Consider the following 24,406-nt stretch of genomic DNA (forward strand, 5'->3'; position numbering starts at 1 on the left):
GTTCTGCCTTTCATGGGGACATTTCCTATCGGGAACTCCTTGCCGGTGCTCCCGCAGTGGCCAGGATCAAAACACGCCGACTGCGTGCGCAGCCAATCGCCGCGGCACTGATCAGGCGGTGTGTCCCCTTTCGAAATGGCAGGAGGTGCAGGGACGTTCATGATTTGGGGGCAGGTTCTTCACGAGCTTCACGGGACGAATTCCTGGGGCCCGTACTTTTCTTTATCGAGGCGATTGCGAAGTGGGACACTCCCGCACCAAAGCCGCTGTCGGGGGCGGCGGCCCGAAGGCCGGCCGCCGCCCCGGTAACGGGTCTGCGCACGGGATGTGCAGGTTCTCGGAAGGTGTCCTTCCGCTTGCCCGGGAGGCACGCCCCGGACACCTCAACGTCCCTGGAGCGCCTTCACGTTGTTGCCGAACGTCCAGCCCTTGGAGCCGTCCCAGTTGAGGGACCAGGTCATCAGGCCCTTAAGCCGGCCGCCGTAGGTGTTCCACGCCTGGGCCACCTGACCGGTCGTCATATAGCCGCCACCCGCGCCGGGCTGGGCCGGAAGGCCGGGGACCTGCTTGTCGTAGGGGACCTTGACCGTGGTGCCCTGGACGGTGAGGCCCTTGTCGAGGCAGTTGGTCTGCGCGGTGAACCCGGCGACCGTGCCGGCCTCGTAGGAGTCGCCTGAGCAGCCGTACATGCTGCCGTTGTAGTACTGCATGTTGAGCCACCACAGCCGGCCGTTGTCGGCGTACTTCTTCACGATCGGCAGATAGGCGCCCCAGATCGAGCCGTACGTCACGCTGCCGCCGGTGACGTACGCGGTCTCCGGCGCCATCGTCAGGCCGAAGCCGGCCGGCATCTGCGCGAGCACGCCGTCGATGATGCGGATGAGGTTGGCCTGCGAGGCGGAGAGCGTGTTGATGTTCCCGCTGCCCACCAGGCCGGTCTCGATGTCGATGTCGATGCCGTCGAAGTTGTACCGCTTCAGGATCGGCACGATCGTCGCCACGAAGCGGTCGGCGACGGCGCTGGAGCTCAGGTCGATGCCGGCCGCGGCGCCGCCGATGGACATGAGGACCGTCTGGCCGGCCGCCTTGGCCTGGCACATCTCGGCGGGCGTCGGCACCTTGACCGTCGCGTCCATGCCGTCCTCCCACAGGACGGTGCCGTCCGAACGGATCACCGGGAAGGCGGCGTTGATCACGTTGTAGCCGTGGGCGGCGATCCGGGAGTCGGTGACGGGGATCCAGCCGAGCGGGGGATGGACGCCGTTGGCGGCGCCGTCCCAGTTCTCCCAGTAGCCCTGGAGCACCTTGCCCGAGGGCCGCGCCTTCACCGCGCAGGTGTCCGCGCTCGGCGCCGCCTTCGGCACGCCGGGTGCGGCGGCGACCGGGGCCTGCGCGGCGAGCGCCAGCACCAGGCCGGCTCCCAGCATTCGTACCGTACGACCGATCATGCTGTGCTCCTTGCCTCCGGGAGCGCCGCTGGAGCGGAAGCGCGGCGGGTCCGGACCGTGGGGGGACCTGAAGGAGGTGCGGGGGGTGGCGCCCCATACCGTAGATTGGTCCAGACCTACCGTCAATCGCCCGTGCGCGTAAGGAAGTTGAGGCGCCGTCGTCCGGTCGTCGGCGCGCTCAGCGCGCGGCGGCGCGCCCCACCGACTCGACCAGCGGCAGCAGCCGGTGCGCCACCCGCTCGCGCAGCGCCACCTCGGTGCGGGTGCGCACGACGCCCGGCAGGCGGATGAGCCGCTGGATGACGTCTTCGAGATGGGCGTTGTCGCGGGCCGCCACCCGGGTCAGCAGATCGCCGCCGCCGGTGATCGAGAACGCCTCGATGATCTCGGGCACGGCGGCGAGGGCGTCACCGACCTCGTCGAGATGGCCCTGGGTCACCTCGATGTGGACGAAGGCGAGCACCGGGTGGCCGAGGGCGGCGGGGGAGAGCACCGGACCGGTGCCGGTGATCACACCCTCCCGCTCCATCCGGTCGAGCCGTGCCTGGAGCGTGCCGCGGGCGACGCCGAGGATGCGGGCGTACTCACGGACGCTGGTGCGCGGCTGCTCGATCAGCAGGCGCAGGATCCGGGTGTCGAGGGTGTCCACGGCCACGTCGCGTCGGTTCCCTTCTGGGTGGGCTGGCTCGGTCGGCAAGGCTGCGACTGTACCCATGGCCCACCTCCGCGAGCCGCAGGTGGGCCGGCGGTACACCTATCGGCGGCGCACACCCCGATCGTGCGGGCGATCGCCGTGGTGCGCCGGGCGTAGACTCACTCCGCGTCGAGTCGCACACCGCAGGGCCGTTGCGCCGCCGGTCTCGACGCCGCGTGAGTACGGCGCGCATCTCGTACGGTTCCACTCCGGGCCGCCCCGCTTCGCCGCGCCGGCCGCCGACGCCCCGACTGCGGACCGCGCCGGCCCCCAACAGCACGATCCCCGACCGTCGGGCACCCGTCCCGGGCGCCGGACTGCCAGGTCCATGGTCATCACCGCGGTGTCCGGCCCGTCGCCCACGGCGCGCCGGACAGCCGCCATCGAGGGGACAGCTATGCAACTGAACGAGCTCCTCCACGGCTTCGGCCACCAGGTTCTCCACGGCGACACCAGCACGGTGATCAGCGCGCCGCCCACCCTCGACGCCCACCGGGTGACTCCTGGCGCGGTGTACTTCGCGGTGCCCGGCCATCAGGAAGGCGGCCCCGAAGGGGTGGCGCGGGCCGTGGAACTCGGGGCGGCCGCCGTCCTCGTGGAGGGGCGGGACACCTGCGCGCCCGCGGACGGTGTGTGCGTCGTGCGCGTACCGGACACGCGGGTGGCGGCCTCGGCGGTCGCGTCCCGCTACTACGGCGAACCGGGCCGCTCCATGGACGTGGTGGCGGTCACCGGCACCAACGGCAAGACCTCGGTGTCTTACATGGTCGAGTCGGTCCTGCGGATCGCCGGGGGCGCGCGGGTGGGCGTCATCGGCACGTCCGGCAGCCGCATCGGCGATGTCCGCGTTCCGATGCCCCGGTCGGTGCTGACCACGCCGGAATCGCCGGACCTGCAGTACCTGCTGGGTCACATGCGCGACCGGGACACGGCCCGCGTGGTGCTGGAGGCCACCTCCATGGCGCTGCTCACGCACCGGGTCGACGACGCCCACATCGACCTCGGGGTCTTCACCAATCTGACCCAGGACCACCTGGACGACCACGGCTCGATGGAGAACTACGCCGGCGCCAAACTGCGGCTCTTCCAGGGCCTGTGCCGGCGCGCCGTGGCCAACATCGACGATCCCATGGGCGCCGTCATCCAGCGTCTGATGCCGGGTGCGACGACCACGTACGCCCTCGACACGGAGGCGGACTACCGGGCGCGCGACATCACCATGGACGCGGTGGGCAGCCGGTTCACCGTGCACCACCGAGGGCGCTCGTACCCCGCGGAGATCCCCGTTCCGGGCCGGTTCTCCGTGGCGAACGCGCTCGCCACCCTCGCCACCTGCCATCTGCTCGGCCACGACCTGGAGCTCCTGGTGGGCGCCCTGCGGCACATGCCGCCGGTGCCGGGCCGGTTCGAGCGGCACGTGACGGCGGGCGGAACCTCCGTGATCGTCGACTACGCCCACTCGCCGGACTCGCTGGAGAAGATCCTCACCGCGATCCGCAGCTTCGCCACCGCCCGCGTCATCACCGTCTTCGGCTGCGGCGGCGACCGTGACACCACCAAGCGCGCGGCCATGGGCGAGATCGCCGGACGCCTCTCCGACCTGTGCGTCCTCACCTCGGACAATCCGCGCGGCGAAGCGCCGGAAGCCATCCTCGATCAGATCGCCCCGGGGGTCGCCGCGACCGGCACCCCCTTCGAGCGCATCGCCGACCGCCGGCGGGCCATCGCCTCGGCCCTGGCCGCCGCGGGACCCGACGACATCGTGCTCGTCGCGGGAAAGGGCAGCGAGCCGCACCAGATCGTCGGGGACGAGCTGATTCCCTTCAGCGACATGGCCGTCGTCCGCGAACTCGCCCCGCGGGCCCCCGCGGTGAGCGCCGCGATGTCCGCTCTCGGCGGCTGACGCGCCGCGCCCGGCAGTCCCGTTCCGACGAGCGGCGTCCGGGGGTTGTGGTGAGGATGGCTCCGAACAGGGCACGCGTGGGGCGTCGAGCGGGCGCGGACGCCCGTGGCCGGACCGATGGCGTGAGGATGGACGGATGAACACTGCAGAGGTTGTGACGGACGCGTTCGGTCGTGTCCAGGAGGAAGTGCACGCCGCCGTCGAGGGCCTTTCGGCCGAGGACCTCGCCTTCCGGCCGGACGGCGGGGCGAACTCGATCGGCTGGCTGGTGTGGCACCTGACGCGTGTCCAGGACGATCACATCGCGGATGCCGCGGGCCGCGACCAGGTGTGGACGGGCGAGGGCTGGGCCGACCGCTTCGGCCTGACGCTCGGCGACGAGGAGACCGGATACGGGCACACCGCCGAGCAGGTCGCGGCCGTCAAGGACGTCTCCGCCGAGCAGCTGCGCGGCTACTACGACGCCGTCCACGAGCGGACCCTGGCCTTCGTCAAGGGCCTCGACGACGCGGCGCTCGACCGCGTCGTCGACGAGCGGTGGACCCCGCACGTCACGCTCGGCGTCCGCCTGATCAGCGTCATCGGCGACGACCTGCAGCACGCCGGGCAGGCCGCGTACGTACGGGGCCTCCTCAAGGGCCACTGACCCGTTCAGGCGGACGCGAGCGCCGTGTCGAGCCAGTCGAACATGACCTGGTGGGCGCGGTGGAAGGCGCCGACGTGGCAGTGCTCGCCGGCGCCCTCGGCCTCCCCGAGGGCGACCAGGGTGGCGGGGGCGTTGACGAGCTTCTCCGCGAGCAGCTGGGGCTGGCCCTTGAAGAACTGGTCGTTCTCGGCGTCCAGGATCAGGGTAGGGGCGACGATCTTGTCGGTGAGGCCTTCGAGGGTGTAGCCGCGGGACCTGCGGATGACGTCGGCGTAGGACCGCGCGCCGAACGCCCACAGCCCGTTGTTGAGGGCCCAGCGCACCTGGGTGCTCTCGGTGGTGGCGGCCGCGAGGGCCGCGTTGGCCGGCTCGTCGTGGCCCTCGTCGATCCAGGCGCGGACCTCCGGCGGGAGGGCGCCCTCGAAGGCGACGGAGGCGTCGAGGACACCGTCGTCGAGGATGAGCGCGGCCACCCGGTGGTCGTGGGCGGCGGCGCGGGCCACGAGATAGCCGCCGAGGCTGTATCCGAACAGGGTGATGCGGTCCGCGTCGATCTCCGGCCTCGCCACCGCGTAGTCCACCACCGGGGTGGACACCGCCTCCCAGTCGGGACGGAAGACGATCTTCTGCTCGCGCAGCACCGAGCCCTGGCCGGGCCCGTCGAAGGCCAGCACGTTGTAGCCGCGGCGCAGGGCGGCCGCCGCGATCACGAAGTAGGACTCCTCCGCCGTGGAGTCGTACCCGTTGGTGTAGATGACGGTCGGGCGCGGGGCGCCGCTGTCGTCCACGAGGAAGAGGTAGCCGGGCAGGGCGGTGTCCTCGTACGGGATGGCGACCGGCTCGACGGGCGAGTCGAAGAGGGTCACGGCCGCGGCGAAGGTCCGCCGGGAGGCGGTCGACAGCACGGTCACCTCCGGGTCGGTGGCGGGCGCGTCGCGCAGGTAGAACTCGGCGGTCCGGTAGTAGTTCGACGCCCTCAGGAGCGCCTCGCGGGCGCTGACCCGGTGACCGGCGACGAGCGCCTGCTCGCCGATGGCCGCCACCCGCTCGGCGGTCGCCTTCCACGACCGGTGCCAGCTCGGCTCGTCGCCGTCCTCGATGGAGCGTGCCGTGGCGAGGATCTCGCCGAGGTCGGAGCCCTGGTAGGCGGTGAAGCCGGCGGCCCGCAGGGTCTCGAAGGAGAAGGACTCGTCGTCGAAGAGGAATTTCATGCTGTGCCGTCCATTCGCTGGGGTCCGCACGGGCGCCGGGTTGCCACGGCCGTGGGCGGGATCTGGGGAATCGCCGATCGACTACCCGAGACGATCCCGTTCCGTCTCGTCTAGAGCCTAGGGCGCCGCCAGTCGAGACGCAACCGTTCCGTCTCGGTTAGGCTGACCCGTATGAGCGATGCAGCCACCACACCGTCCCCGTCGGAACGGCGCGCCGCCGGCGGGCCCGTCCTCCAGGACGAGGTCACCCGGGCACTGACCACCGCGTTCTTCGAAGAGCTCGCCGCGACGGGATACGGCCGCCTCGCGATGGAAGCCGTCGCCCGGCGGGCCGGCGCGGGCAAGGCGGCGCTGTACCGCAGATGGCCGTCGAAGCCCGCCATGGCCGTGGCGCTCGTCTCCGAAGCGGCCACGGCGTCGGAGGTCCCCGACACCGGCTCGCTCCACGGCGACGTACGGGAGTTCCTGCGCGGCTGGGTCACCGCGCTCGGCAACCCGCTGGCCATCCGCGTCATCCCGGACCTGATGGCGGAGGCCGCCCGCAACGCCGAGCTGGGCGAGGCCCTGCTGGCGGCGGTCCGCGACCCGCGCCGTGAACAGGCCGCCCAGCTGCTGCGGCGCGCGGCCGAACGCGGCGAACTCCCGCCGGACGCGGACATGGAGCTGAACCTCGACTTCCTCGCGGCGCCCGTCTACTGGCGCCTGGCCGTGGTCCGCACCCCGACCGGCGACGACTACCTGGACCGCCTCACCGCGAAGGTCCTGGCGGCGCTGGCGGCCTGAGCGCCCGCAGGCCGCCCGAGACCTGCGGGTCTGCCGGGGGCCCGCGGGTCCGCCGGGGACCGGAGGCCTGTGCCGATGGGCCTGCGTGGACGAAACGAGCGCGCCGATAGTGGTCCATTGGCACAGAAGCGCGAGGCCGAGTTGAGCCAATGGGCCGGGAAGTGTTGTCATGGGTGGGTCGATGGCGCTGTGGTCTCCGCAGCGCCTTTCTCATGTCCGGCCGAGACAAGGAGCAGTGGGTCTGTGGTGAAGAGGGTGTTCGTGGCTCCCGACCCCGGGAGGCTGCGGCTGCGCAGCGCGTCGCGAGCCGTCCTGGGGATCGGCCTCGCGGTCGTGGCCTGCGGCGTGGCTGGCCACTCGCTCGTCGCGGCGATCACCGGCGGCCTCTCCGCCCTCCTCGCACTCTTCACCGTGACGGACCCCACCGTGCGCGGCCAGGCGACGACGACCGCGCTGCTGCCCGTGGCCGGCCTGCCCGTCTTCGCCCTCGCGGCCTCGCTGCACGGCCTTCCCCTCGCGCGCGACCTGGCGTTCCTCGCCATCGTGGGCGCCGGGGTCTATGCCCGCCGATGGGGCCCGCGCGGCCACTCCCTCGGCGTGTTCGCCTTCATGTCCTTCTTCGTCGCCCAGTTCCTGCACATGGTGCCGAGCCAGCTGCCCGAGCTGTACGAGGCCGTCCTGCTCTCCCTCGCGGTCGCCGCGGCCGTACGGTTCGGGGCCTGGTGCTACGAGCGCGGCATGCCGGCGGTCGCGGCGGCCGTGGCACCCGCGCCGGGGCGCGGCCTGTACCGGGCGACGACACGACAGGCCGTGCAGGCCGTCGTCGGGGCCGGATTCGCCCTCGCGGTCGGCCAGATGCTCTCACCCGACCGCTGGTACTGGGCGGTCGGCGCGACCTGGTGGATCTTCGTCAACACCACCTCGCGGGGCGAGACGCTGGTCCGCGGATTCCGCCGGGTCCTCGGCACCGTCATCGGCGTCGGGATCGGCCTCGCGGTCGCCGTACCCCTGCACGGGGCGCCCGTGGCCACCGCGGCGCTGATCGCGCTCTGCGTCTTCGGGATCTTCTACGCGGCGGCCGTCTCCTACACCTGGATGATGCTCTCCGTCACCGTCATGGCCAGCCTGCTCTACGGGCTCCTCGGCGTCCTCGACACCGACCTGCTCGCCCTGCGCTTCTTCGAGACGGGCGTGGGCATGGCCGGATCCGTACTCGCCGTCCTGATCGTGCTGCCCATCACCACCCACGCCACGACGGACGCCTGGGTCCGGCACGCCCTGCACAGCGTCCGCGCCTCCGCGGCCGCCGCGGCGGCCCGGCTCGCCGGTGACGACGCCGACCCGCTGCCGCACATCGCCCAGCTGGAACTGACCCTCGCCCGGGTGCGGCTCTCGCTGGCCCCGCTGGTGCACCCGCTCAACCCCGTACGGGCCCGCAAGGCGCGGGCGCGGCAGATCCTCGGATACCTCGACGACTGCGCCCGCGAGGCGCGCAGCCTCGCCACGGTCGCCGCCGACGCCGAGGCCTCCCACGACCAGCGCCTGACCGCCGCGTGCGAGCGCGTGGAGGCCGCCGTGGCCGTACTGGTCTCCTCGCCGTCCGCGCCGAGCGCCTCCGCCCGCCCGCTGCCGCCCGACCACAAGCCGGCCCCCGCCGCCACGGAACACCCGGCGCTCGCGCACCTGCACGCGCTGGAGCGCGCCCTGGTGAGCCTGGGCAGGCCCCTCCAGGCCGCGCCCGGCTCGCCGCTCGCCGACGCGTGAGCGCGGGCGCGCGCGGCTGCCCGCCTTCACCCGGCGGGCAACTGCGCCATCAGCCACCCACGGGCCGCGCCTGAAGGCGGGGCCGGGGGAGGAGGCGCGCGCGTCGCCCTGGCAGGATCGCGCTCATGCCCAGGCCCGAGCCCGCACACGGCGGAGCCCCCTTCGACGCCCTGCTCTGCGACTTCGACGGCGTGCTGCGCCAGTGGGATCCGGACGCGATGGCCGCCCTCGACCGCGCCGCCGGACTCCCCGAAGGGGCCCTGGCCGCCACCGCGTTCCGCCCGGCGCTGCTCGACGCCGCGGTCACCGGGACGATCAGCGACGAGGAGTGGCGGACGCGGGTCGCGCGGGAGCTCGCAGGGACCTGCGGCGCCGCGCGCGCCGACGAACTCGTCCGGGAGTGGAGCGCGGCGACCGGCCGGGTCGACACCGAGGTGCTGGCCCTCCTCACGGAGCTGCGCCGCCGCGTCCCCGTCGTGCTGGTGTCCAACGCCACCACGCGCCTGGAGGACGACCTCCGCAGGCTGGGCCTGGCCGACGCCTTCGACGCCGTCGTCAACACGGCCCGTATCGGGTTCGCCAAGCCCGACCCCCGGGTCTTCGCGGCCGCGGCCGGGCGGGTGGGCGCCGACCCCCGCAGGTGCCTGTTCGTGGACGACACCGCCGGCCATGTCGAGGCCGCCAGGGCCGCGGGCCTGATGGGCCATCACTATCGGCATGCCGATGGACTGCGGGAGGTGACCGCTCCGCTCCTGGATTCCCCGGGTCCGGCGGTCTGACCGGCGGCCACAAGCCCCGGACCGCCGGGCCCAGTTGGTCCAGACCTCCTGCTACGGTCGCCGGAGCACGCCGGGCGGTGTGCGGGAGGGGCCCGGTGCGGGCCCGGCCCGGTGGGACTTCGGCGGAGACGGAATGGGTGGCACGGTGGGCTCGGACAAGGGCGCGCGGGCGTTCATCGGATCGTTCACCACGGCGGGCGGCCACGGGGTGACCGCGGCCGCCGTGGACGAGGAGACCGGGGCGCTCGTCCCGCTCGGATCGTCCGCGGCCGTCGCCAACCCCTCGTTCCTCGCGCCCTCCCCCGACGGCCGCGTCCTGTACGCCGTGGGGGAGACCTCCGACGGCACCGCCGCCGCCTTCGACATCACCGGACCGGTGCCCGTGCTCCTGGCCGAGCCCGTCCCGGTCGACGGCGCCGGCCCCACCCATCTCGCCCTCGGCGCCGGGCACCTCCTCACCGCCAACTACGACTCGGGCAGCGTCACCGCGCTGGCGATCCGCCCGGACGGCGCCCTCGACCGGGCCGTGTCCGTCCTCGCGCACCACGGCTCGGGCCCCGACCCCGACCGGCAACGGGAACCCCACGCGCACCAGGTGCTCCCCGACCCGAGCGGGCGCTGGATCGTCAGCGTCGACCTCGGCACCGACTCCGTACGCGTCTGCGCGCTCACCCGGGACACCGGCGCCCTGCGCCTGCACTCCGAGGCCGCGCTGCGCCCCGGCAGCGGCCCGCGCCACCTCGCCTTCCACCCCGACGGACGGCACGCCTACGTCCTCAACGAACTGGCGCCGACCCTCACCGTGTGCCGCTGGGACGCGGAGGAGGGGCGTCTTGAACCGCTCGGCGAGAATCCGGTGGTCGAGGACGGTGCGAGCGGGGAGATCTACCCGTCCGAGGTCGTCGTCGGCCACGACGGACGCTTCCTGTGGGCGGCCAACCGCGGGCACGACTCCCTCGCGGTCCTCGCGCTCGACGAGGGCGCCGACAGGCCCCGGTTCGTCACCACCGTGGGCTGCGGCGGACATTGGCCGCGCGACCTCACCCTCGACCCGTCGGGCCGCCGCCTGTACGCCTCCAACGAGCGCTCCGGCGACGTGACCTGGTTCTCCATCGACCCGGCCACCGGCATCCCCGCCCGAGCCGGATCCATCGAGGCGCCCGCCGCCTCCTGTGTGGTCTTCCGCTGACGGCTGACGTGCTCACACGCCGTTGACGGACCGACGGCGTGTCCGTTCCATCGGGGGGTACGTCATGGGGCCCGCGCCGGTCGTCCGGTGCGGGCCCCATGATGCGTTCGTGTGCGTACGGTCAGTGGACCGGCGAGCCCTGCGCCTGCGGGGTGATGCCCAGCGCGGCCGCGTACTTCGACAGGACCAGCTTGCCGATGGCCGGGTAGGCGCCGAGCGCCTCGGCGGCCGAGCAGTCGGCTTCCTTGGCGGCGGCGTCGAGCAGCCCGTCGGCCACCTCCGGGCCGATCAGGTACGGGGCGACGGCGAGCTGTGCCGAGCCGGAGCCGCGCAGCTGGTCGGCCATCGCGGCGATCGCGCCCTCCTGGTCGAGGGCGGCGGCCATCACCGGCACGGCGAGGCGCGCGGCCAGCAGCATGCCGGTGATCCCGGCGGCCTGCACGGCCTCGTCACCGCCCACGGTCGCCAGGATGATCCCGTCGGCCGCGGTCGCGACCGTGAAGAGCCGGGCGCGGTCGGCCCGCGCCAGGCCCGCCTCGGAGAGACGCACGTGCAGGGCTTCGGCGAGCAGCGGGTGCGGGCCGAGCACATCGGTCAGCTCGGCGGCGGCGCGGCTGTCCATGACGGCCTGCCGTATGCGGCGGATCAGGGCGCTGTCGGGACCCGCGAGCAGCGGCACGACCACGGCGTCGGGGCCCTCGGGCTCGGCGGCCTCGCGGCCTGCCGCGCGTGCCTGCTCGACGCGCGCGACGCGCTCGGCGGCCGTGTGGGCGAGAACCGCGTCGAGCGTGGGGTACTCGGCGGTGTCGGCGTCGGTGCTGTCCAGGTAGCCGATGCGGGCGTGCAGGCCGGGCAGCTCCGAGCGGGCGATGCTGATGACCTCTTCGGCCAGACTGCGCACGGCGGGGCCGGGAGCGCCGGGAACGGCGAGAACGAGCGCGGGTGCGCCCTCCGGAGCAACCACCGGTTCCGGGCGGCGGTGCCGGCCGGACTGGCGGGGTCGCGGCATTCGTACGGGCAGGCCGGATGCTGGCCCAGTGGGGGTGCTCATGGCGTCGCATGCTACTGGTTTTGCGTGGGCGGCTGTTCGGGGAGGGGACAGCTGAGCGGTATCTGTCCCGATTTACCCGGAGAGTGGCATAAAGATCAACTGTCCTGATCCGTCTCGGCACTCACTCGGTCGCGAGCCACATCATGCGCGCGTCCCGCGGAAGCCGCAGTTCCCCTTCCGCGAGACCCTCCGCGATCAGCAGACAGCCGTGCAGCGGGTCTCCGGCCGCCTCGACCGTGCGGGGCTCCGGCAGCTGCCGGGCCAACTCCCGCCGCAGCGGTACGAGAAGGGGGTCGCCCAGCTTGAACAGGCCGCCGGTGAGGGCGACATGCGGGGGTTCGCCGAGATCGGCGGGGCAGACCGCGGCGGCGGCCCCGGCGATGTGCCGCGCCGCGTCGCCCAGGATGCCGGCGGCCACCGCGTCCGACCCGGCGCACCCGGCTACCTCGGGCGCGAACGAGGCCAGCACCGCCGGCCGGTCGCCGCGCGGGTAGAGCAGCCCCGGCAGCTCGGCGGGGGCGCCGAACACGGCTTCCAGGCGGGCGAGCAGCGCCGCCGAACCGCCCGGCCGTCCGTCGTGGTGACGCAGCGCCGCGTCGAGCCCGGCCCGCCCGATCCAGGCGCCGCCTCCGCAGTCGCCGAGCAGATGCCCCCAGCCGTCGGCGCGGCGCCACGTCGTGAGGTCCGTGCCGAGCGCGATCATCCCGGTCCCGGCGGCGACGACCGTTCCGGCTCGCCGCCCGAGCGCCCCCACGTAGGCGGTGACCGCGTCCGCGGCCAGGGCGATCCGGCGCACACCGAGAGCGCGCGCAAGGGCGCCCGGCAGTTCGGCCCGCAGGCCGTCCCCCAGGGTGGCCATGCCGGCCGCGCCGACCGCCGCCGCGGCGATCCGCACCGCCCCGGTGCGCAGCTTCAACTCCTCGACCGCCGGGAGCAGTTGCTCCAGGAGGTGACCGGCGTCGATCCCGCCGGGGCCCGTCCGCACCGGCTCCTTGGAGTCGACCGTCTCGGCGGGGGAGCCGGGCCCGGCGCCGGACCCGGCCCTGCGCAGCGCGAACCGCACCCCCGATCCTCCCGAGTCGACCCCGAGCACCCAGGGCGCGCCGCCGTCCGTCACGGCAGTCGCCAGTCGACGGGGAGGGAGCCCTGCCGCTCCAGAAGTTCGTTCGTTCGGCTGAAGGGGCGCGAGCCGAAGAAGCCGCGGTCCGCCGACATGGGGGAGGGATGCGCGGACTCGATCGCCGGGAGATCGCCGAGCAGGGGGCGCAGATTGCGCGCGTCCCTGCCCCACAGCACCGAGACCAGCGGGGTGCCCCGGGCGACCAGCGCCTTGATCGCCTGCTCGGTGACTTCTTCCCAGCCCTTGCCCCGGTGGGCGGCCGGTTTGCGGGGCGCCGTGGTCAGCGCCCTGTTGAGCAGCAGCACGCCCTGCTTCGTCCACGGCGTGAGGTCGCCGTTGGACGGGCGGGGGGCACCCAGGTCGGAGTGCATCTCGCGGAAGATGTTCTCCAGACTGCCGGGCAGCGGCCGCACCTCGGGCGCCACCGAGAACGACAGGCCCACGGCGTGGCCCGGCGTCGGATAGGGGTCCTGGCCCACGATGAGGACCCGCACATCGGCGAAGGGCTGCTGGAACGCCCGCAGTACGTGCGCTCCCGACGGCAAGTAGGTGCGCCCCGCGGCGATTTCTTCGCGGAGGAAGTCGCCCATCGCGGCGATCCTTCCCGCGACGGGTTCCAGTGCGTCCGCCCAGCCGGGCTCGACGATCTCTTTCAACGGTCGTGCTGCCACGGGCGTCACTCTACTGGCGCAGCCACCGGCGCGATCGCCCCGCCGGTCACCCGAGCACCGCCGCCCGCACGCACAGCACGTCCGGCAGATGCGAGGCGAGCAACTGCCAGCTGTCGCCGTCGTCGGCGCTCGCGTAGACCTCGCCGTTGCGGTTGCCGAAGTAGACGCCCGCGGGCTCGGCGTCGTCGGTGCAGAGCGCGTCGCGCAGCACCGTGCCGTAGTGCTCCTCCTGGGGCAGGCCCGCCGAGAGCGGCTCCCAGTTCTTGCCGGCGTCCTCGGTGCGGAAGACACGGCACTTGTTGTCCGCCGGGACGCGGTCGGAGTCGGCCGTGATCGGGAAGACATAGGCCGTGCCGGGGCGCCGCGGGTGGGTGGCGGCGGCGAAGCCGAAGGTGGAGGGCAGGCCCGCGCCGATGTCCGTCCACTGCTCGCCTGCGTTGTCACTGCGGTAGACGCCCCAGTGGTTCTGCAGATAGAGGCGGTCCGGGTCGCCCGGATCCTGTGCGACCTTGTGGACGCACTGCCCGAACTCCGGGTCGGGGTCGGGCAGGAAGACCGCCGAGACGCCCTTGTTGGCGGGGGCCCAGCTCGCCCCGCCGTCCCGGGTGCGGAACACCCCCGCCGTGGACACCGCGACCGTGACGGCTCGGCTGTCCCGCGGGTCGGTGACGATGGTGTGCAACCCCTCGCCGCCGCCGCCCGGCACCCAGCGGGAGCGTGTCGGATGCTCCCACAGGGGGCGTACGAGCGCGAAGCTCTCCCCGCCGTCCTCGGAGCGGAACAGCGCGGCCGGCTCCGTCCCCGCGTACACGACATCGGGAGCCTCGGGTCCCGCCGGACGCAGCTGCCACACGCGCTCCAGGGAGGCGCCGGTGAACTCGGGGAACTTCACCGCCGGTTGCTTCGGCTCGGTCCAGGTGCGGCCCAGGTCGTCGGAGTGGAACACCGACGGCCCCCAGTGCGCGCTGTCCCCGCCGACCAGGAGCCGGGGTGCGGTGGGCCGGCGGGTGTCGATGGCGATGGAGTACACCGCCTGGGCGTTGAAGTGGGGGCCGTCGAAGGTCCACGTGCCGTCGCGCCTTCGGCCCAGAAAGAGCCCCTTGCGCGTACCCACAGTGAGCAGTACCTCGGTCATGCCGGTCCCTCCAAAACGCCGTTGTTCCGGATGTGGCCAGTGTGCACCCGACCACTGACAACGGCCTCCATGACGGGAAAAGCGCAGCTCAGTCCGGGTCGCCCAGGGGTTCGGTGACCGCGTCGACCAGGAAGGGGAGGAACCTCTCGGCCAGCGCCCCCGGTGCCAGGACGTCCGGCTCGACGTAACTCTGCCCGAGCGCCCCCTCACGCAGCGCGACCACGACCCGTACCAGGTCACCCAGGTCTCCGCGGGGCCGGAGCCCGGCGCGTGCCAGGAGTGCGCCGAGCAGGGCGGTCGCCTCCTCGCGCAGCCGCGCGTCGTGGCCGGCGAGCCGGGCCGCCGCCTCCGGATTGCGGATGGCGTACAGGGTGAACTCGGTGGTCACCAGGTACCAGGTGCGCTCGTCGGGCTCGATGTGCGCGAGCAGCGCGGCGATCCGCGCCGCCGTCAGATCGCGGTCGTCGGTCTGCTCGGCAAGCCGGCCGATCCGCTCCAGTTCGCGGGCCGCGTGCGCGTCGAACAGGGCGAAGAACAGCTCCTCCTTGGAGGAGAAGTTGGAGTAGAACGCGCCCCGGGTGTAGCCCGCGCGCCGGCAGACGTCCTCGATCCTCGCCGCGCCGAACCCCGACTCCGCGAACACCTCCAGCGCGGCGGCGAGCAGCCGGGCCAGCGTCTGCGGCCGGCGCTTCGTCGTTCCCTTGGGCACTGATGACTCCCCGACCCTTGACAGCGCGGACACGCTCGGAAAGCATCCAGGCGCGTATCGGATACGTGAATGTATCCGATGACCGCGTCCGGTCACCCCTTCCGGGCACTCCTTCCGGACGCACCCCGCAACTCCCCTCAGGAGGAACGCACATGGCCGACCACGTCACGGATCCCGCCCCCGCCGAGGTGATCGCGGGCGCCGCGGGTCCGGTGCCCGAAGGGGTCACGATTCCCATGCCGCCGGTCTTCGACGACGTCGAGGCCGAGCGCCGCTACCGCAAGGAGCAACTGGCGGCCGGATTCCGCCTGTTCGGCCGCTTCGGCTTCTCGGAGGGTGTCGCCGGGCACATCACGGTCCGCGACCCCGAGCACCCCGACCGGTTCTGGGTCAACCCGTTCGGCATGAGCTTCGGCCGGATCAAGGCGTCCGACCTGATCCTCGTCGACCACGAGGGCAACCTGCTGTACGGCTCGCGCCCCGTCAACCGTGCGGCGTTCCTCATCCACGGCGCCGTCCACCGGGCCCGCCCCGACGCCGTCGCCGCCGCCCACTCGCACTCCCTGCACGGCAAGGCGTTCTCCTCCCTCGGCGTCCCCCTCGACCCGATCACCCAGGACGCGTGTGCCTTCTTCGAGGACCACGGCCTCTACAGCGACTACCGGGGCGTGGTCAGCGACGCGGAGGAGGGCAAGCGGATAGCGGCGGCGCTCGGGGCGTACAAGGCGGTGATCCTGCAGAACCACGGGCTGCTGACCGTGGGGCACTCGGTCGCCGAGGCGGTGTGGTGGTTCATCACCATGGAACGCTCCTGCCAGGCCCAGCTCCTCGCCATGGCCGCGGGTACGCCCCGGCACATCGACCGCGAGACGGCCCTGCACACGCGGGGGCAGCTCGGCGGGCACTTCGCCGGCTGGTTCCAGGCCCAGCCCCTGTACGAGCAGATCACCGACTCCGACCCGGACCACGTCAACTAGGTTCTCCCGCAAGCGGGTTGCCCTTGCCGGGGCGCGCAGCCTCGGCATCCTCGACCGGTCCGGCGGTCGGGGGGCGAGCGCCTTTCGGGTGCGGACCGTGCGTGGTTGCTCGCGCAGTTCCCCGCGCCCCTGGGTGGGTCGACCTGGGCGGCATGCCCGGCATCGGCGACCCCAGCCGGTCCGGCGTTTGAGGGCGAGCGCCCTTGAGGCGCGATAAGGGGGCTGGGGCGGGGCCCCAGGCGACCCCGCCTTCATCTGCGGGCCGTGCTCGCGTCCCGCGCAGTTCCCCGCGCCCCTCAGCGGCGTTGGTGGCGCCCGGATCGCGGCAGGGCGTCAGATGGCGTAGCCGTACGGGGCCGGGACTCGTACCTCCGCGCCGAGTTCGCGGGCCGCGTGCAGCGCCCACGACGGGTCGCGCAGCAGCTCGCGGCCGAGCAGGACCGCGTCGGCCTCGCCGTTCGCGACGATCTTCTCGGCCTGTGCGGGCTCGGTGATCAGGCCCACGGCCGCCACCCCCAGCGGGCTCTCCTCGCGCACCCGCCCGGCGAACGGCACCTGGTAGCCGGGGGCGACCGGGATGCGTACGCCCGAGGCGTTGCCGCCGGTCGACACGTCGAGCAGGTCCACCCCGTGCTCGCCGAGCAGCGCGGCCAGACGCACCGTGTCGTCGGGCTCCCAGCCGCCCTCCTCCAGCCAGTCGGTGGCGGAGACGCGGAAGAACAGGGGCAGTTCCGCGGGCCACACCGCCCGCACGGCGTCGGTGACTTCGAGGGCGAACCGGGTGCGGTTCTCGAACGAGCCGCCGTAGGCGTCGGTGCGCCGGTTGGAGTGCGGCGAGAGGAACTGGCCGATCAGATAGCCGTGCGCGCCATGGATCTCGACGACCTTGAACCCCGCGTCGAGCGCCCGGCGCGCCGCCTCGGCGAACTGCCGCACGATCCCCTGGATCTGAGGGACCGTCAATTCGGTGGGCACGGTGTGGCGCTCGCTCCAGGCGACCGGACTCGGCCCGACCGGCTGCCAGCCCTCCTCGCTGCCGGGCGCCAACGGTGCGCCACCGCGCCAGGGGCGGTCCGTGGAGGCCTTGCGCCCCGCGTGCGCGATCTGGATGCCGGGGACGGTGCCCTGGCTCTCCAGGAACGCGGCGATCCGGCGCAGCGGCGCGATCTGGGTGTCGTTCCAGATGCCGAGGTCCGCCGGCGAGATCCGGCCCTCGGGGCTGACGGCGGTCGCCTCGACGAGCACCAGACCCGTGCCGCCGGCCGCGCGGGCCGCGTAGTGCGCGAAGTGCCAGTCGTCGGCCACGCCCGCGTTCGGCCCGAAGACCTCGGCCGAGTACTGGCACATCGGCGCCATCCACACCCGGTTCGGGATGGTCAGGGAGCGCAGGGTGTAGGGCTCGAACAGGGCACTCGCAGCAGACACGGCAGACTCCAGTCGACACGGGCCGGGGCGCCGGTGCGGCGCCGGGAACGACTCGTACGATACTCGTCGTAGTACGGGAGATGTCAAACTACGACGGCCCTCGTACAATGAGCCCCGTGACCACCACCACGAACACCCGTGAACTCGCCCACCCGGCGTGCGAGGAGATCCGCCTGGACGGCGTCCTGCACGCGCTGTCCGACCCCATGCGGATGCGGGTGGTGCGGGCCCTCGCCGCGGACGGGGGCGAGCTCTCCTGCTCGTACTTCGTGCTGCCCGTCACCAAGTCGACCACCACCCACCACTTCCGGGTGCTGCGCGAGAGTGGTGTGATCCAGCAGGTCTACCGGGGCACCGCCAAGATGAACGCGCTGCGCCGCGCCGACCTGGAGGCGCTCTTCCCCGGCCTGCTGGACAGCGTCCTGGAGGCGGCGCACCGCGAGTCCGCGCGCGTCGACGGCGACGCCTGACTCCGGCCCGGGGCCTCAGCCCGCGTCGAGGGCCGCCGTCAGGAGCCCGTCCCAGTCGGGGATCTTCACCGAGCCGCGCCCGAGGGACGCGCCGAGCGCGGCCTCCGCGCGCTCGATCGCGAGCCAGCCCCGCCAGGTCACCGGCCGCAGCCCCAACTCCCGCAGCGCGTCCAGGGGTTCGGCCGCGACCGGACGCCCGGCGAGGAGCGGGGCGTCCTGGAGCAGCGAGGCGACCGTCTCCTTCGCGCAGGGCCGGTTGGTGCCGATCACGCCCGTCGGGCCGCGCTTGATCCAGCCGGCCACGTACTCGCCCGGCGCCGGAGCGCCCTCGCGCAGTACCCGCCCCGCCAGGTGCGGCACAGTCCCCGTCGCCGGGTTGAACGGCAGGCCCCGCGGCGGCACCCCGAGATAGCCGACCGCCCGCAGCACCAGCTGCGCCTCGATCTCCTCGAACGCCCCGGTGCCCAGCACCCCGCCCGCGCCGTCCGGCACCGTCCGCTCGAAGCGCACCGCACCCACCCGGCCGTCCCGCTCCACGATCTCCACCGGGCGCAGATGGAACCGCAGGTGCAGCAGGCGCGCCCCGGGCCGCGGCGGACGCCCCACCCACCCGCGCAGCACCTCCACGTTGCGCCGCGCGGGCGCCGCGAGCGCCGAGGGGTCGACGAAGCCGGGGTCCCGCAGCAGCTCCTCGTGGGACACCGTCACATCGGCGCCCGGCAGCGCCCCCAGCTCCCGCAGCTCCTTCGTGGTGAACCTGGCCTGCGAGGGGCCCCGCCGGGCCGCCATGTGCACCTCGCGCACCCGGCTCGCGGCGAGCGCGCCGAGCGCGGCCCGCGGCACGTCGGTGGGGCGCAGCTCTTCGGCGCCCCGGGCCAGCATGCGGGCGACGTCCACCGCCACGTTCCCGGCGCCGATCACCACCGCCGAGCGGGCGCCGAGGACGAACCGGCCGGGGTCGCAGTCAGGGTGCGCGCTGTACCAGGACACGAACTCGGTGGCCGAGCGGCTGCCCGGCAGCTCCTCGCCCGGAATCCCCAGGTGCCGGTCGGAGGTGGCTCCGACGCAGTACACCACCGCGTGGTAGAGACGCGGGAGCAGCTCCGAGGGGACACCGCCCGGACCCACCTCGACGTGCCCAAGGAAGCGGATCCGGCCGTCCTCCAGGACCGAGCGCAGATTGTTCTGCAGCGACTTGATCTTCTCGTGGTCCGGGGCGACCCCGTAGCGGACCAGACCGTACGGGCAGGGCAGCCGGTCGAGCACGTCGACCCGGATGTCAGCGACCGCGCTCTGCTCCACCAGGCACTGGGCGGTGTACACACCACTCGGCCCCGACCCCACGACGGCGATGCGCAGCATGGTGGGCGCTCCTCGGCAGAGAAACCGCGAACCCCGCGGAAGACCGCGGACGCTTTCAGGATGGCACCACCGCGCGCACCGCGGATAGAGGTCCGCCCCCGGGTCAGGGAGCGGCCGGCGGCGCGCCCTGCTCCCAGTCGAGCCCGTAGCGCTGGAACAGCTCGGCCCGCAGGGTCACCGCGTCCATGGGGGCGCCCGGGAGCAGCGCGGCGAAGACGGCACCCATCAGGTTGGCGCGCAGCATCGGATACTCGTGCTCCACGTCCCGCGAGCCGTACCGCTCGACGGTGTCGCGCAACAGGGCGGCCAGACGCTGCTGCTCGGGGCACTGCACGAACCCCTGGGCCTGCAGGATCCCCGCCATGTGGGCCCGCATGAGGACGGGCTGGGAGTGGGTGAGCCCGAGGATCGCGTCGATCGCCCGCGCCAGCCGCTCGCGCCCGTCATCGGTCCGCGGCTCCCGCTCCAGGCCCGCCTCCAGGGTCAGATGCATGAGGCGGTGCACGGCGGACTGGAGCAGCTGGCGCTTGCCCGGGAAGTAGTACGAGACCAGTCCGCGGGCCGAACCCGCCCGGTCCGCGATGGCGCCGAGCGTCGTCGATTCATAGCCCCGTTCCGCCACCAGCTCGACTGTGGCTTGCAGCAGCCGCTCGCGAGAACGTCTGCGCAATTCTTCATTGACCGATGCGCTGCGCGGGGACATGCTGTAACTCCTGCGTTGACTGGCTCAGAGCCAATATACTCAGGCTGTCGCGGGGCGGTACCCCCTTCGTGGGGTCTGACCTGCGCGTGGGCTGCTCGTTCGGGGTGACGCGGGGGATCACCTCGGACGGGTGGCCCTTTTTCATCCCCGCCCGGGACCGGTGTCCCCGGCGGCGAGCGCGAGCACCGCCCGCAGGGCGTCGGGGCGCTGCTCCACCGGCAGAGGGTCCACGAAGTGCACCGCACAGCCGAGCGCCGCGGCACCGCCGTCGGCCCGCCGGTTGTCGCCGACCATCAGGACCTCCTCCGGCGCCTGCCCGAGCGCCTCGCAGGCCACCCGGAACAACCGCTCCTCGGGCTTCTGCGCCCCGTGCTCGAAGGACAGCGCATACGCGTCCACGAAGTCGTCCAGGCCGTGCGCGCGGAAGACCGGCCGAAGGTCCCAGCCGATGTTGCTCACCACGCCGACGCCGATGCCGCGCTCCCGCAGCGCCGCGAGAACCGGCCGTGCGTCGCCGTACGGACGCCACGCGGCCGGGGTCATATGGCGGTCGTACAGCGCGTCGTACAGACGGGGGTCGGGCAGCTCCACCGTGCGGCTGAGACCCGTGTACGCCCGGCGGTGCAGATCCCCGCTCGTGTCGCGCACGCTCCACTCCTGCGCCAGATGCGCGGGAACCCGCGGCGGGTGGGGACCGCTGGGCAGGGCGCCCGCCGCCTCCAACCGCATTGCATAGCGCGCCAGTTCGGCCTCGGGCAGCGTGATCGCGCAGGCGTCGAGCGCCGCGGAGAGCCACGCGTCCACGGGCTCGCCGCGAAAGAGGGTGCCGGAGAAGTCGAAGAGAACGCCCCTGATCGTCATGCCCGCGATCCTCGCGTGCTCAGCGCGGCCGGTTCAAGACCAGACGCCGGTGGGCCGCCGCGCTCAGCGCGACGACCGCCACGCCCACCAGCCAGCCGCCCACCACGTCCGAGAACCAGTGCACGCCGAGGAAGAGCCGGGTGAAGCCCACGCCGAGCGCCGAGACCACCCCGGCCGCGAGGACGGCCGACCGCACCCCGCTCCGCACCCCGTGCAGCGCGAGCAGCCAGACGACGAGACCGAAGGCGACCGTCACCCCCAGGGCGTGACCGGACGGAAACGCGGCGTACGACGCGGAGGCCACCGGGTCCGGCCAGTGCGGCCGCTCCCGGCCGACGGCCGCCTTCAGCCCCTGCTGCACGGCCGTGCCCGCGGCGCTGGTCGCCGCGACCCACAGCGCGAGCAGCCGCTCGCCGCGCCGCAGCAGCAGGGCCACCGCCACCGCGAGCCCCGCGCGCATCGTCCACGGGTCCCACACCCAGTCGCTGAGCAGCCGGTTCACATGGGTCAGCCCGGCATCGGCGGTCGCGTGCCGGTGCAGCGTCCCGGCGACCGCCCGGTCCCACGCCATCAGCGGACCCCACTCGGCCGCCACCAGGACCAGCAGGAGCACGGCGAGCGCGGCACAGACCAGGCCGGCACGCAGCAGCGCCGTCGGCCGGGCGGACACGGGGGCGGGAGCGAGCAGCATGCCGACGATCCAACCCGATACCGCACGGCCGGGGCTACCCCAGGGCGTGCAGACCCGGCACGAGGGCGACGATCAGCGGCACGGCGGGCACCAGAGCGGCATACGCGGTCAGGCGCAGCCGGTGGCTCGCGGGGAGCCGGGGAGCCGCCGAAAGAAGCCGGTGCACCCGCCGCGGGAGCTGCCCGTCCGGCGCGGGGCACGGCCCGAACACCCCGCGGTGCTCGTTGAGTTCGACCAGGGCGAGCGCGATCGTGAGCCGGCCGAAGCGGCGCGACGCCACATCGTCGGCGGCCAGCTCCACCAGACGGTGCATCTCGTCGCGGAACGCGGCGAACACCGGCACTTGCGGAAACCCGCGGGCGAGCGCCCCCGAACAGTGCAGCAGCCAGTCGTGGCGGGCCCGCGCGTGCCCCAGCTCATGGGCGAGCACCGCATCGAGCTGACGGCCCTTCAGGCGCTGAAGTGCCGCCGTGGTGATGACCAGTTGGGGCATCTGGCCCGGCAGCCACCAGGCGTCCGGCCGGGCCGCCTCAAGGACCACCAGACGCTCACCCGACGGCTCCTCGCCGGGCAGCAGCGGAGAACGCAGCCGCAACTGGGCGCGGCGCCGGCGACGGCGCGCCCAGCTCTCCCTGATCTCCCGCGTGAGCATCGCCCCGGTCCACGCGCCGCCGAGGAAGAGCACCACCGCGAGCGCCGCCGACCAGGGGCCGTACGGGCCGAGCGCGTACGCCTCGACCACGGCCCGGGGCGCGGGCGCGAACACCTGCCCCCGCACGGTCCGCCAGGCGGACGCGGCACTGAACACCATCGCGAGCCCGAAGCAGAGCAGGACCGCCGCCACCACGCACTGCCACACCCACAGCGCCACCACCGGCTCGCGCTCGACCCAGTCGGCGCGGGCGAGCAGTCGCGGGGCGGCGACGGCGGACACCAGGCCGAGCACCAGCAACGCGAGGGAGACCGTCATGGTCTCAGCCTATGAGCGAGGCCGCCGTCATAGGTATGTCCGCGGGCTTCAAGTGACGTACGCCACGACGCTCCCGGCGCCGAGGAGTCAGACGCTCACCAGCATCGCCAGCATCGCGATCCCCATCGACAGCCGGCACGCGAGCGCCAGTTCCGGGCGGGCGCCCCACGGCACGGGCGGCGCGCCCGCCGCCGACGCGGTGCCACCGCCCGCCGACGGCAGGAGCCGCACCCCGGCCGACAGGACGTAGCCCGCGAAGTACAGCAGCAGCGCCCCCGTCAGGAGCGGAACCCCGCCGGCCGTGTGCCCGGCGTGCCCCGCGTGCCCCTCCTGGGACAGGCCGCCGCCGGGCGCCATCGCGAGCGCCATGTAGACCATCGCGAGCGAGCCCACCACGTGGTGGAGATGGTGGGCCCCGCCGCGCGCCAGCCACAGCGCGCGCAGCGCGCCGCCGCCGAAGACCACCGCGCACCCCGCCGACATCCACGGCCCCGGCGGGGCCAGGGCCGCCGGCACGGCCATCGCGGCCATCCCGAACCCCATCACCGCCTCGCCGCCCGCCGCCCTGCGGGCCGGCTCGGAGCCGCTGCGCAGCCGCAGCAGACAGTACGAGCCCGTCGCCGCGCACAGCGCGACGAGCAGCCAGCCGGGCACCACCGGACCGTGCACGGCGTACCTCCCCCGCTCGATGTGACGCCTGCCGCCCAGGGAATGCCCATCCGCGGGGCCGCATACGCGGGCGCAGGGACACACAGGGGGAGCGCGCGGGGGATCACCGAGGCCGGCCGCTGCGGCGCCGGCCTTCGTCCGGGAAGCGGTCAGGGCCGAAAGCGCAGGGGATGGTCGGCCGGCACCTCCACCACCACGATGCGGACCCCGTCCGGGTCCGCGATCCACATCTCGATGAGCCCCCACGGCTCGCGCACCGGGGGCCGCACCACGACGACCCCGCGCCCCACCAGCTCCTCGTGGGCCGCCGCCACGTCCGCGACCTGGAGCCACAGCTGGAGCCCCGGCGCCGGCGGGCCCTCCGACCGGCCCGACACCTCCAGGAATCCGCCGCCCAGGAAGTAGACGGTGCCGCGCTCGGGTCCCGTACCGAACTCGCGGTGGACCGCGAGGCCCAGCCGCTCGCCGTAGAAGGCACGCGAACGCTCGGGGTCGGTGGGGCGCAGAAGGGTCCGGCTGCTCAGTACATGCACCATGGCAGGCGACCCTAGCCGCCGGGATACGCTCGACGGACCCCCCAGCACAACCGATCAGCAGGGAGACCGCACCATGGACACCGCCGGACGCGCCACCGCGGAGCTGAGCTACCGGGACGCCACGGAAGCCGACGTCGAGGCGCTGGTGCCGCTCATCGAGTCGGCCTACCGGGGCGACGCGAGCCGTGCCGGCTGGACCACCGAGGCCGACATCCTGCAGGGCCGGCGCACCGACCCCGAAGGGGTGCGCGCCGTCATCACCACACCCGGCAGCAAGCTGCTCACCGTCCTACGGGACGGCGTCCTCGTCGCCTGCTGCCAGCTGGAACACCGGGGCGACGCCGCCTACTTCGGGATGTTCGCGGTCTCTCCCGCGCTCCAGGGCGCGGGCCTCGGCAAGCAGATCATCGCCGAGGCCGAACGCCTGGTGCGGGCCGAGTGGGGCGTGCGCGAGATGCACATGACGGTGATCTCGCTCCGCGAGGAACTCATCGCGTTCTACGAGCGGCGCGGCTACCGCCGTACGGGAAAGATGTCGCCCTTCCCGTACGGCGACGAGCGCTTCGGTGTACCGCAGCGCGACGACCTCGCCTTCGAACTCCTGGTCAAGGAGCTGCGCTGAGATCACCCCGGCCGGGT

25 protein-coding genes are annotated in these 24,406 nt (G+C 73.5%); 9 read left to right on the forward strand and 16 right to left on the reverse strand.

Going from position 1 to position 24,406, the window contains the following annotated elements:
* Positions 1-383: 383 nt before the first annotated feature.
* Positions 384-1,448: a chitinase gene (locus OOJ98_RS11170; RefSeq protein WP_267054474.1), complete on the reverse strand. Its 1,065-nt coding sequence runs from the start codon at positions 1,446-1,448 to the stop codon at positions 384-386.
* Between the two features lie 178 nt (positions 1,449-1,626).
* Complete coding sequence (locus OOJ98_RS11175) at positions 1,627-2,103, reverse strand: Lrp/AsnC family transcriptional regulator (RefSeq protein WP_267054475.1); 477 nt, start codon at positions 2,101-2,103, stop codon at positions 1,627-1,629.
* 436 nt (positions 2,104-2,539) lie between these two features.
* Here OOJ98_RS11175 and OOJ98_RS11180 point away from each other — a divergent pair, with 436 nt between their 5' ends.
* Together OOJ98_RS11180 and OOJ98_RS11185 are read left to right on the forward strand one after the other, a co-directional pair.
* A complete protein-coding gene (locus OOJ98_RS11180; RefSeq protein WP_267054476.1) occupies positions 2,540-4,045 on the forward strand; it encodes a UDP-N-acetylmuramoyl-L-alanyl-D-glutamate--2,6-diaminopimelate ligase in 1,506 nt (501 codons plus the stop codon).
* 136 nt (positions 4,046-4,181) lie between these two features.
* Positions 4,182-4,691 carry a DUF664 domain-containing protein gene (locus OOJ98_RS11185; protein ID WP_267054477.1) on the forward strand — a complete coding sequence of 170 codons (510 nt, stop codon included), beginning with the start codon at positions 4,182-4,184 and terminating at the stop codon, positions 4,689-4,691.
* Positions 4,692-4,696: 5 nt separating this feature from the next.
* Here OOJ98_RS11185 and OOJ98_RS11190 read toward each other — a convergent pair whose 3' ends face one another.
* Entirely contained in the window at positions 4,697-5,902 is a 1,206-nt protein-coding gene (locus OOJ98_RS11190) for a S9 family peptidase (protein WP_267054478.1), read from the reverse strand.
* 171 nt (positions 5,903-6,073) lie between these two features.
* Here OOJ98_RS11190 and OOJ98_RS11195 point away from each other — a divergent pair, with 171 nt between their 5' ends.
* The 4 genes from OOJ98_RS11195 (at position 6,074) to OOJ98_RS11210 (ending at position 10,417) form a co-directional block, all read left to right on the forward strand.
* Positions 6,074-6,685 carry a TetR-like C-terminal domain-containing protein gene (locus OOJ98_RS11195; protein WP_267054479.1) on the forward strand — a complete coding sequence of 204 codons (612 nt, stop codon included), beginning with the start codon at positions 6,074-6,076 and terminating at the stop codon, positions 6,683-6,685.
* Positions 6,686-6,928: 243 nt separating this feature from the next.
* Positions 6,929-8,449 carry an FUSC family protein gene (locus OOJ98_RS11200; protein ID WP_267054480.1) on the forward strand — a complete coding sequence of 507 codons (1,521 nt, stop codon included), beginning with the start codon at positions 6,929-6,931 and terminating at the stop codon, positions 8,447-8,449.
* Positions 8,450-8,574: 125 nt separating this feature from the next.
* Complete coding sequence (locus OOJ98_RS11205; RefSeq protein ID WP_267054481.1) at positions 8,575-9,228, forward strand: HAD family phosphatase; 654 nt, start codon at positions 8,575-8,577, stop codon at positions 9,226-9,228.
* A gap of 133 nt (positions 9,229-9,361) precedes the next feature.
* Positions 9,362-10,417, forward strand: coding sequence for a lactonase family protein (locus OOJ98_RS11210; RefSeq protein WP_267054482.1), 1,056 nt, complete (start codon positions 9,362-9,364; stop codon positions 10,415-10,417).
* A gap of 121 nt (positions 10,418-10,538) precedes the next feature.
* On the opposite strand, the gene OOJ98_RS11215 is transcribed toward OOJ98_RS11210, so the two are convergent.
* The 5 genes from OOJ98_RS11215 to OOJ98_RS11235 form a co-directional block, all read right to left on the reverse strand.
* Positions 10,539-11,468, reverse strand: a complete 930-nt coding sequence (locus OOJ98_RS11215) for a sirohydrochlorin chelatase (protein ID WP_267054483.1) — start codon at positions 11,466-11,468, stop codon at positions 10,539-10,541.
* A gap of 121 nt (positions 11,469-11,589) precedes the next feature.
* Entirely contained in the window at positions 11,590-12,585 is a 996-nt protein-coding gene (locus OOJ98_RS11220; protein WP_267054484.1) for an N-acetylglucosamine kinase, read from the reverse strand.
* Positions 12,582-13,259 (reverse strand): uracil-DNA glycosylase, encoded by a 678-nt coding sequence (locus OOJ98_RS11225; RefSeq protein ID WP_267054485.1) that lies wholly within the window; start codon positions 13,257-13,259, stop codon positions 12,582-12,584. Before OOJ98_RS11225 ends, OOJ98_RS11220 begins: the two co-directional genes overlap by 4 nt.
* 46 nt (positions 13,260-13,305) lie before the next feature.
* Positions 13,306-14,394, reverse strand: a complete 1,089-nt coding sequence (locus OOJ98_RS11230; protein WP_267054486.1) for an exo-alpha-sialidase — start codon at positions 14,392-14,394, stop codon at positions 13,306-13,308.
* An 88-nt stretch (positions 14,395-14,482) separates the two neighbouring features.
* The gene (locus tag OOJ98_RS11235; protein ID WP_267054487.1) at positions 14,483-15,103 is read right to left on the reverse strand and encodes a TetR/AcrR family transcriptional regulator; all 621 of its coding nucleotides are present in this window, start codon (positions 15,101-15,103) and stop codon (positions 14,483-14,485) included.
* A gap of 152 nt (positions 15,104-15,255) precedes the next feature.
* On the opposite strand from OOJ98_RS11235, the gene OOJ98_RS11240 reads away from it, so the two are divergent.
* Positions 15,256-16,080 (forward strand): class II aldolase/adducin family protein, encoded by an 825-nt coding sequence (locus tag OOJ98_RS11240; protein WP_267054488.1) that lies wholly within the window; start codon positions 15,256-15,258, stop codon positions 16,078-16,080.
* A 333-nt stretch (positions 16,081-16,413) separates the two neighbouring features.
* Here OOJ98_RS11240 and OOJ98_RS11245 read toward each other — a convergent pair whose 3' ends face one another.
* On the reverse strand, positions 16,414-17,505 hold the full coding sequence (locus tag OOJ98_RS11245; protein WP_267054489.1) for an NADH:flavin oxidoreductase/NADH oxidase: 1,092 nt from the start codon (positions 17,503-17,505) through the stop codon (positions 16,414-16,416).
* A 107-nt stretch (positions 17,506-17,612) separates the two neighbouring features.
* On the opposite strand from OOJ98_RS11245, the gene OOJ98_RS11250 reads away from it, so the two are divergent.
* Positions 17,613-17,975, forward strand: a complete 363-nt coding sequence (locus OOJ98_RS11250) for a helix-turn-helix transcriptional regulator (RefSeq protein ID WP_267054490.1) — start codon at positions 17,613-17,615, stop codon at positions 17,973-17,975.
* Between the two features lie 15 nt (positions 17,976-17,990).
* Here OOJ98_RS11250 and OOJ98_RS11255 read toward each other — a convergent pair whose 3' ends face one another.
* The 7 genes from OOJ98_RS11255 to OOJ98_RS11285 form a co-directional block, all read right to left on the reverse strand.
* Entirely contained in the window at positions 17,991-19,337 is a 1,347-nt protein-coding gene (locus OOJ98_RS11255; protein ID WP_267054491.1) for an FAD-dependent oxidoreductase, read from the reverse strand.
* A gap of 103 nt (positions 19,338-19,440) precedes the next feature.
* Positions 19,441-20,040, reverse strand: a complete 600-nt coding sequence (locus OOJ98_RS11260; protein ID WP_267054492.1) for a TetR/AcrR family transcriptional regulator — start codon at positions 20,038-20,040, stop codon at positions 19,441-19,443.
* A 141-nt stretch (positions 20,041-20,181) separates the two neighbouring features.
* Positions 20,182-20,901 carry an HAD family hydrolase gene (locus OOJ98_RS11265; protein ID WP_267054493.1) on the reverse strand — a complete coding sequence of 240 codons (720 nt, stop codon included), beginning with the start codon at positions 20,899-20,901 and terminating at the stop codon, positions 20,182-20,184.
* A gap of 19 nt (positions 20,902-20,920) precedes the next feature.
* Entirely contained in the window at positions 20,921-21,592 is a 672-nt protein-coding gene (locus OOJ98_RS11270) for a phosphatase PAP2 family protein (RefSeq protein WP_267054494.1), read from the reverse strand.
* A gap of 34 nt (positions 21,593-21,626) precedes the next feature.
* On the reverse strand, positions 21,627-22,562 hold the full coding sequence (locus OOJ98_RS11275) for a M56 family metallopeptidase (protein WP_267054495.1): 936 nt from the start codon (positions 22,560-22,562) through the stop codon (positions 21,627-21,629).
* An 87-nt stretch (positions 22,563-22,649) separates the two neighbouring features.
* Positions 22,650-23,231, reverse strand: coding sequence for a DUF5134 domain-containing protein (locus OOJ98_RS11280; protein WP_267054496.1), 582 nt, complete (start codon positions 23,229-23,231; stop codon positions 22,650-22,652).
* A 149-nt stretch (positions 23,232-23,380) separates the two neighbouring features.
* Positions 23,381-23,767, reverse strand: a complete 387-nt coding sequence (locus tag OOJ98_RS11285; RefSeq protein WP_267054497.1) for a VOC family protein — start codon at positions 23,765-23,767, stop codon at positions 23,381-23,383.
* A gap of 73 nt (positions 23,768-23,840) precedes the next feature.
* Here OOJ98_RS11285 and OOJ98_RS11290 point away from each other — a divergent pair, with 73 nt between their 5' ends.
* Positions 23,841-24,389 (forward strand): GNAT family N-acetyltransferase, encoded by a 549-nt coding sequence (locus tag OOJ98_RS11290; RefSeq protein ID WP_267054498.1) that lies wholly within the window; start codon positions 23,841-23,843, stop codon positions 24,387-24,389.
* Positions 24,390-24,406 lie beyond the last annotated feature (17 nt).

It is taken from the genome of Streptomyces sp. NBC_00083, from assembly GCF_026343295.1.
Taxonomy (GTDB): domain Bacteria; phylum Actinomycetota; class Actinomycetes; order Streptomycetales; family Streptomycetaceae; genus Streptomyces.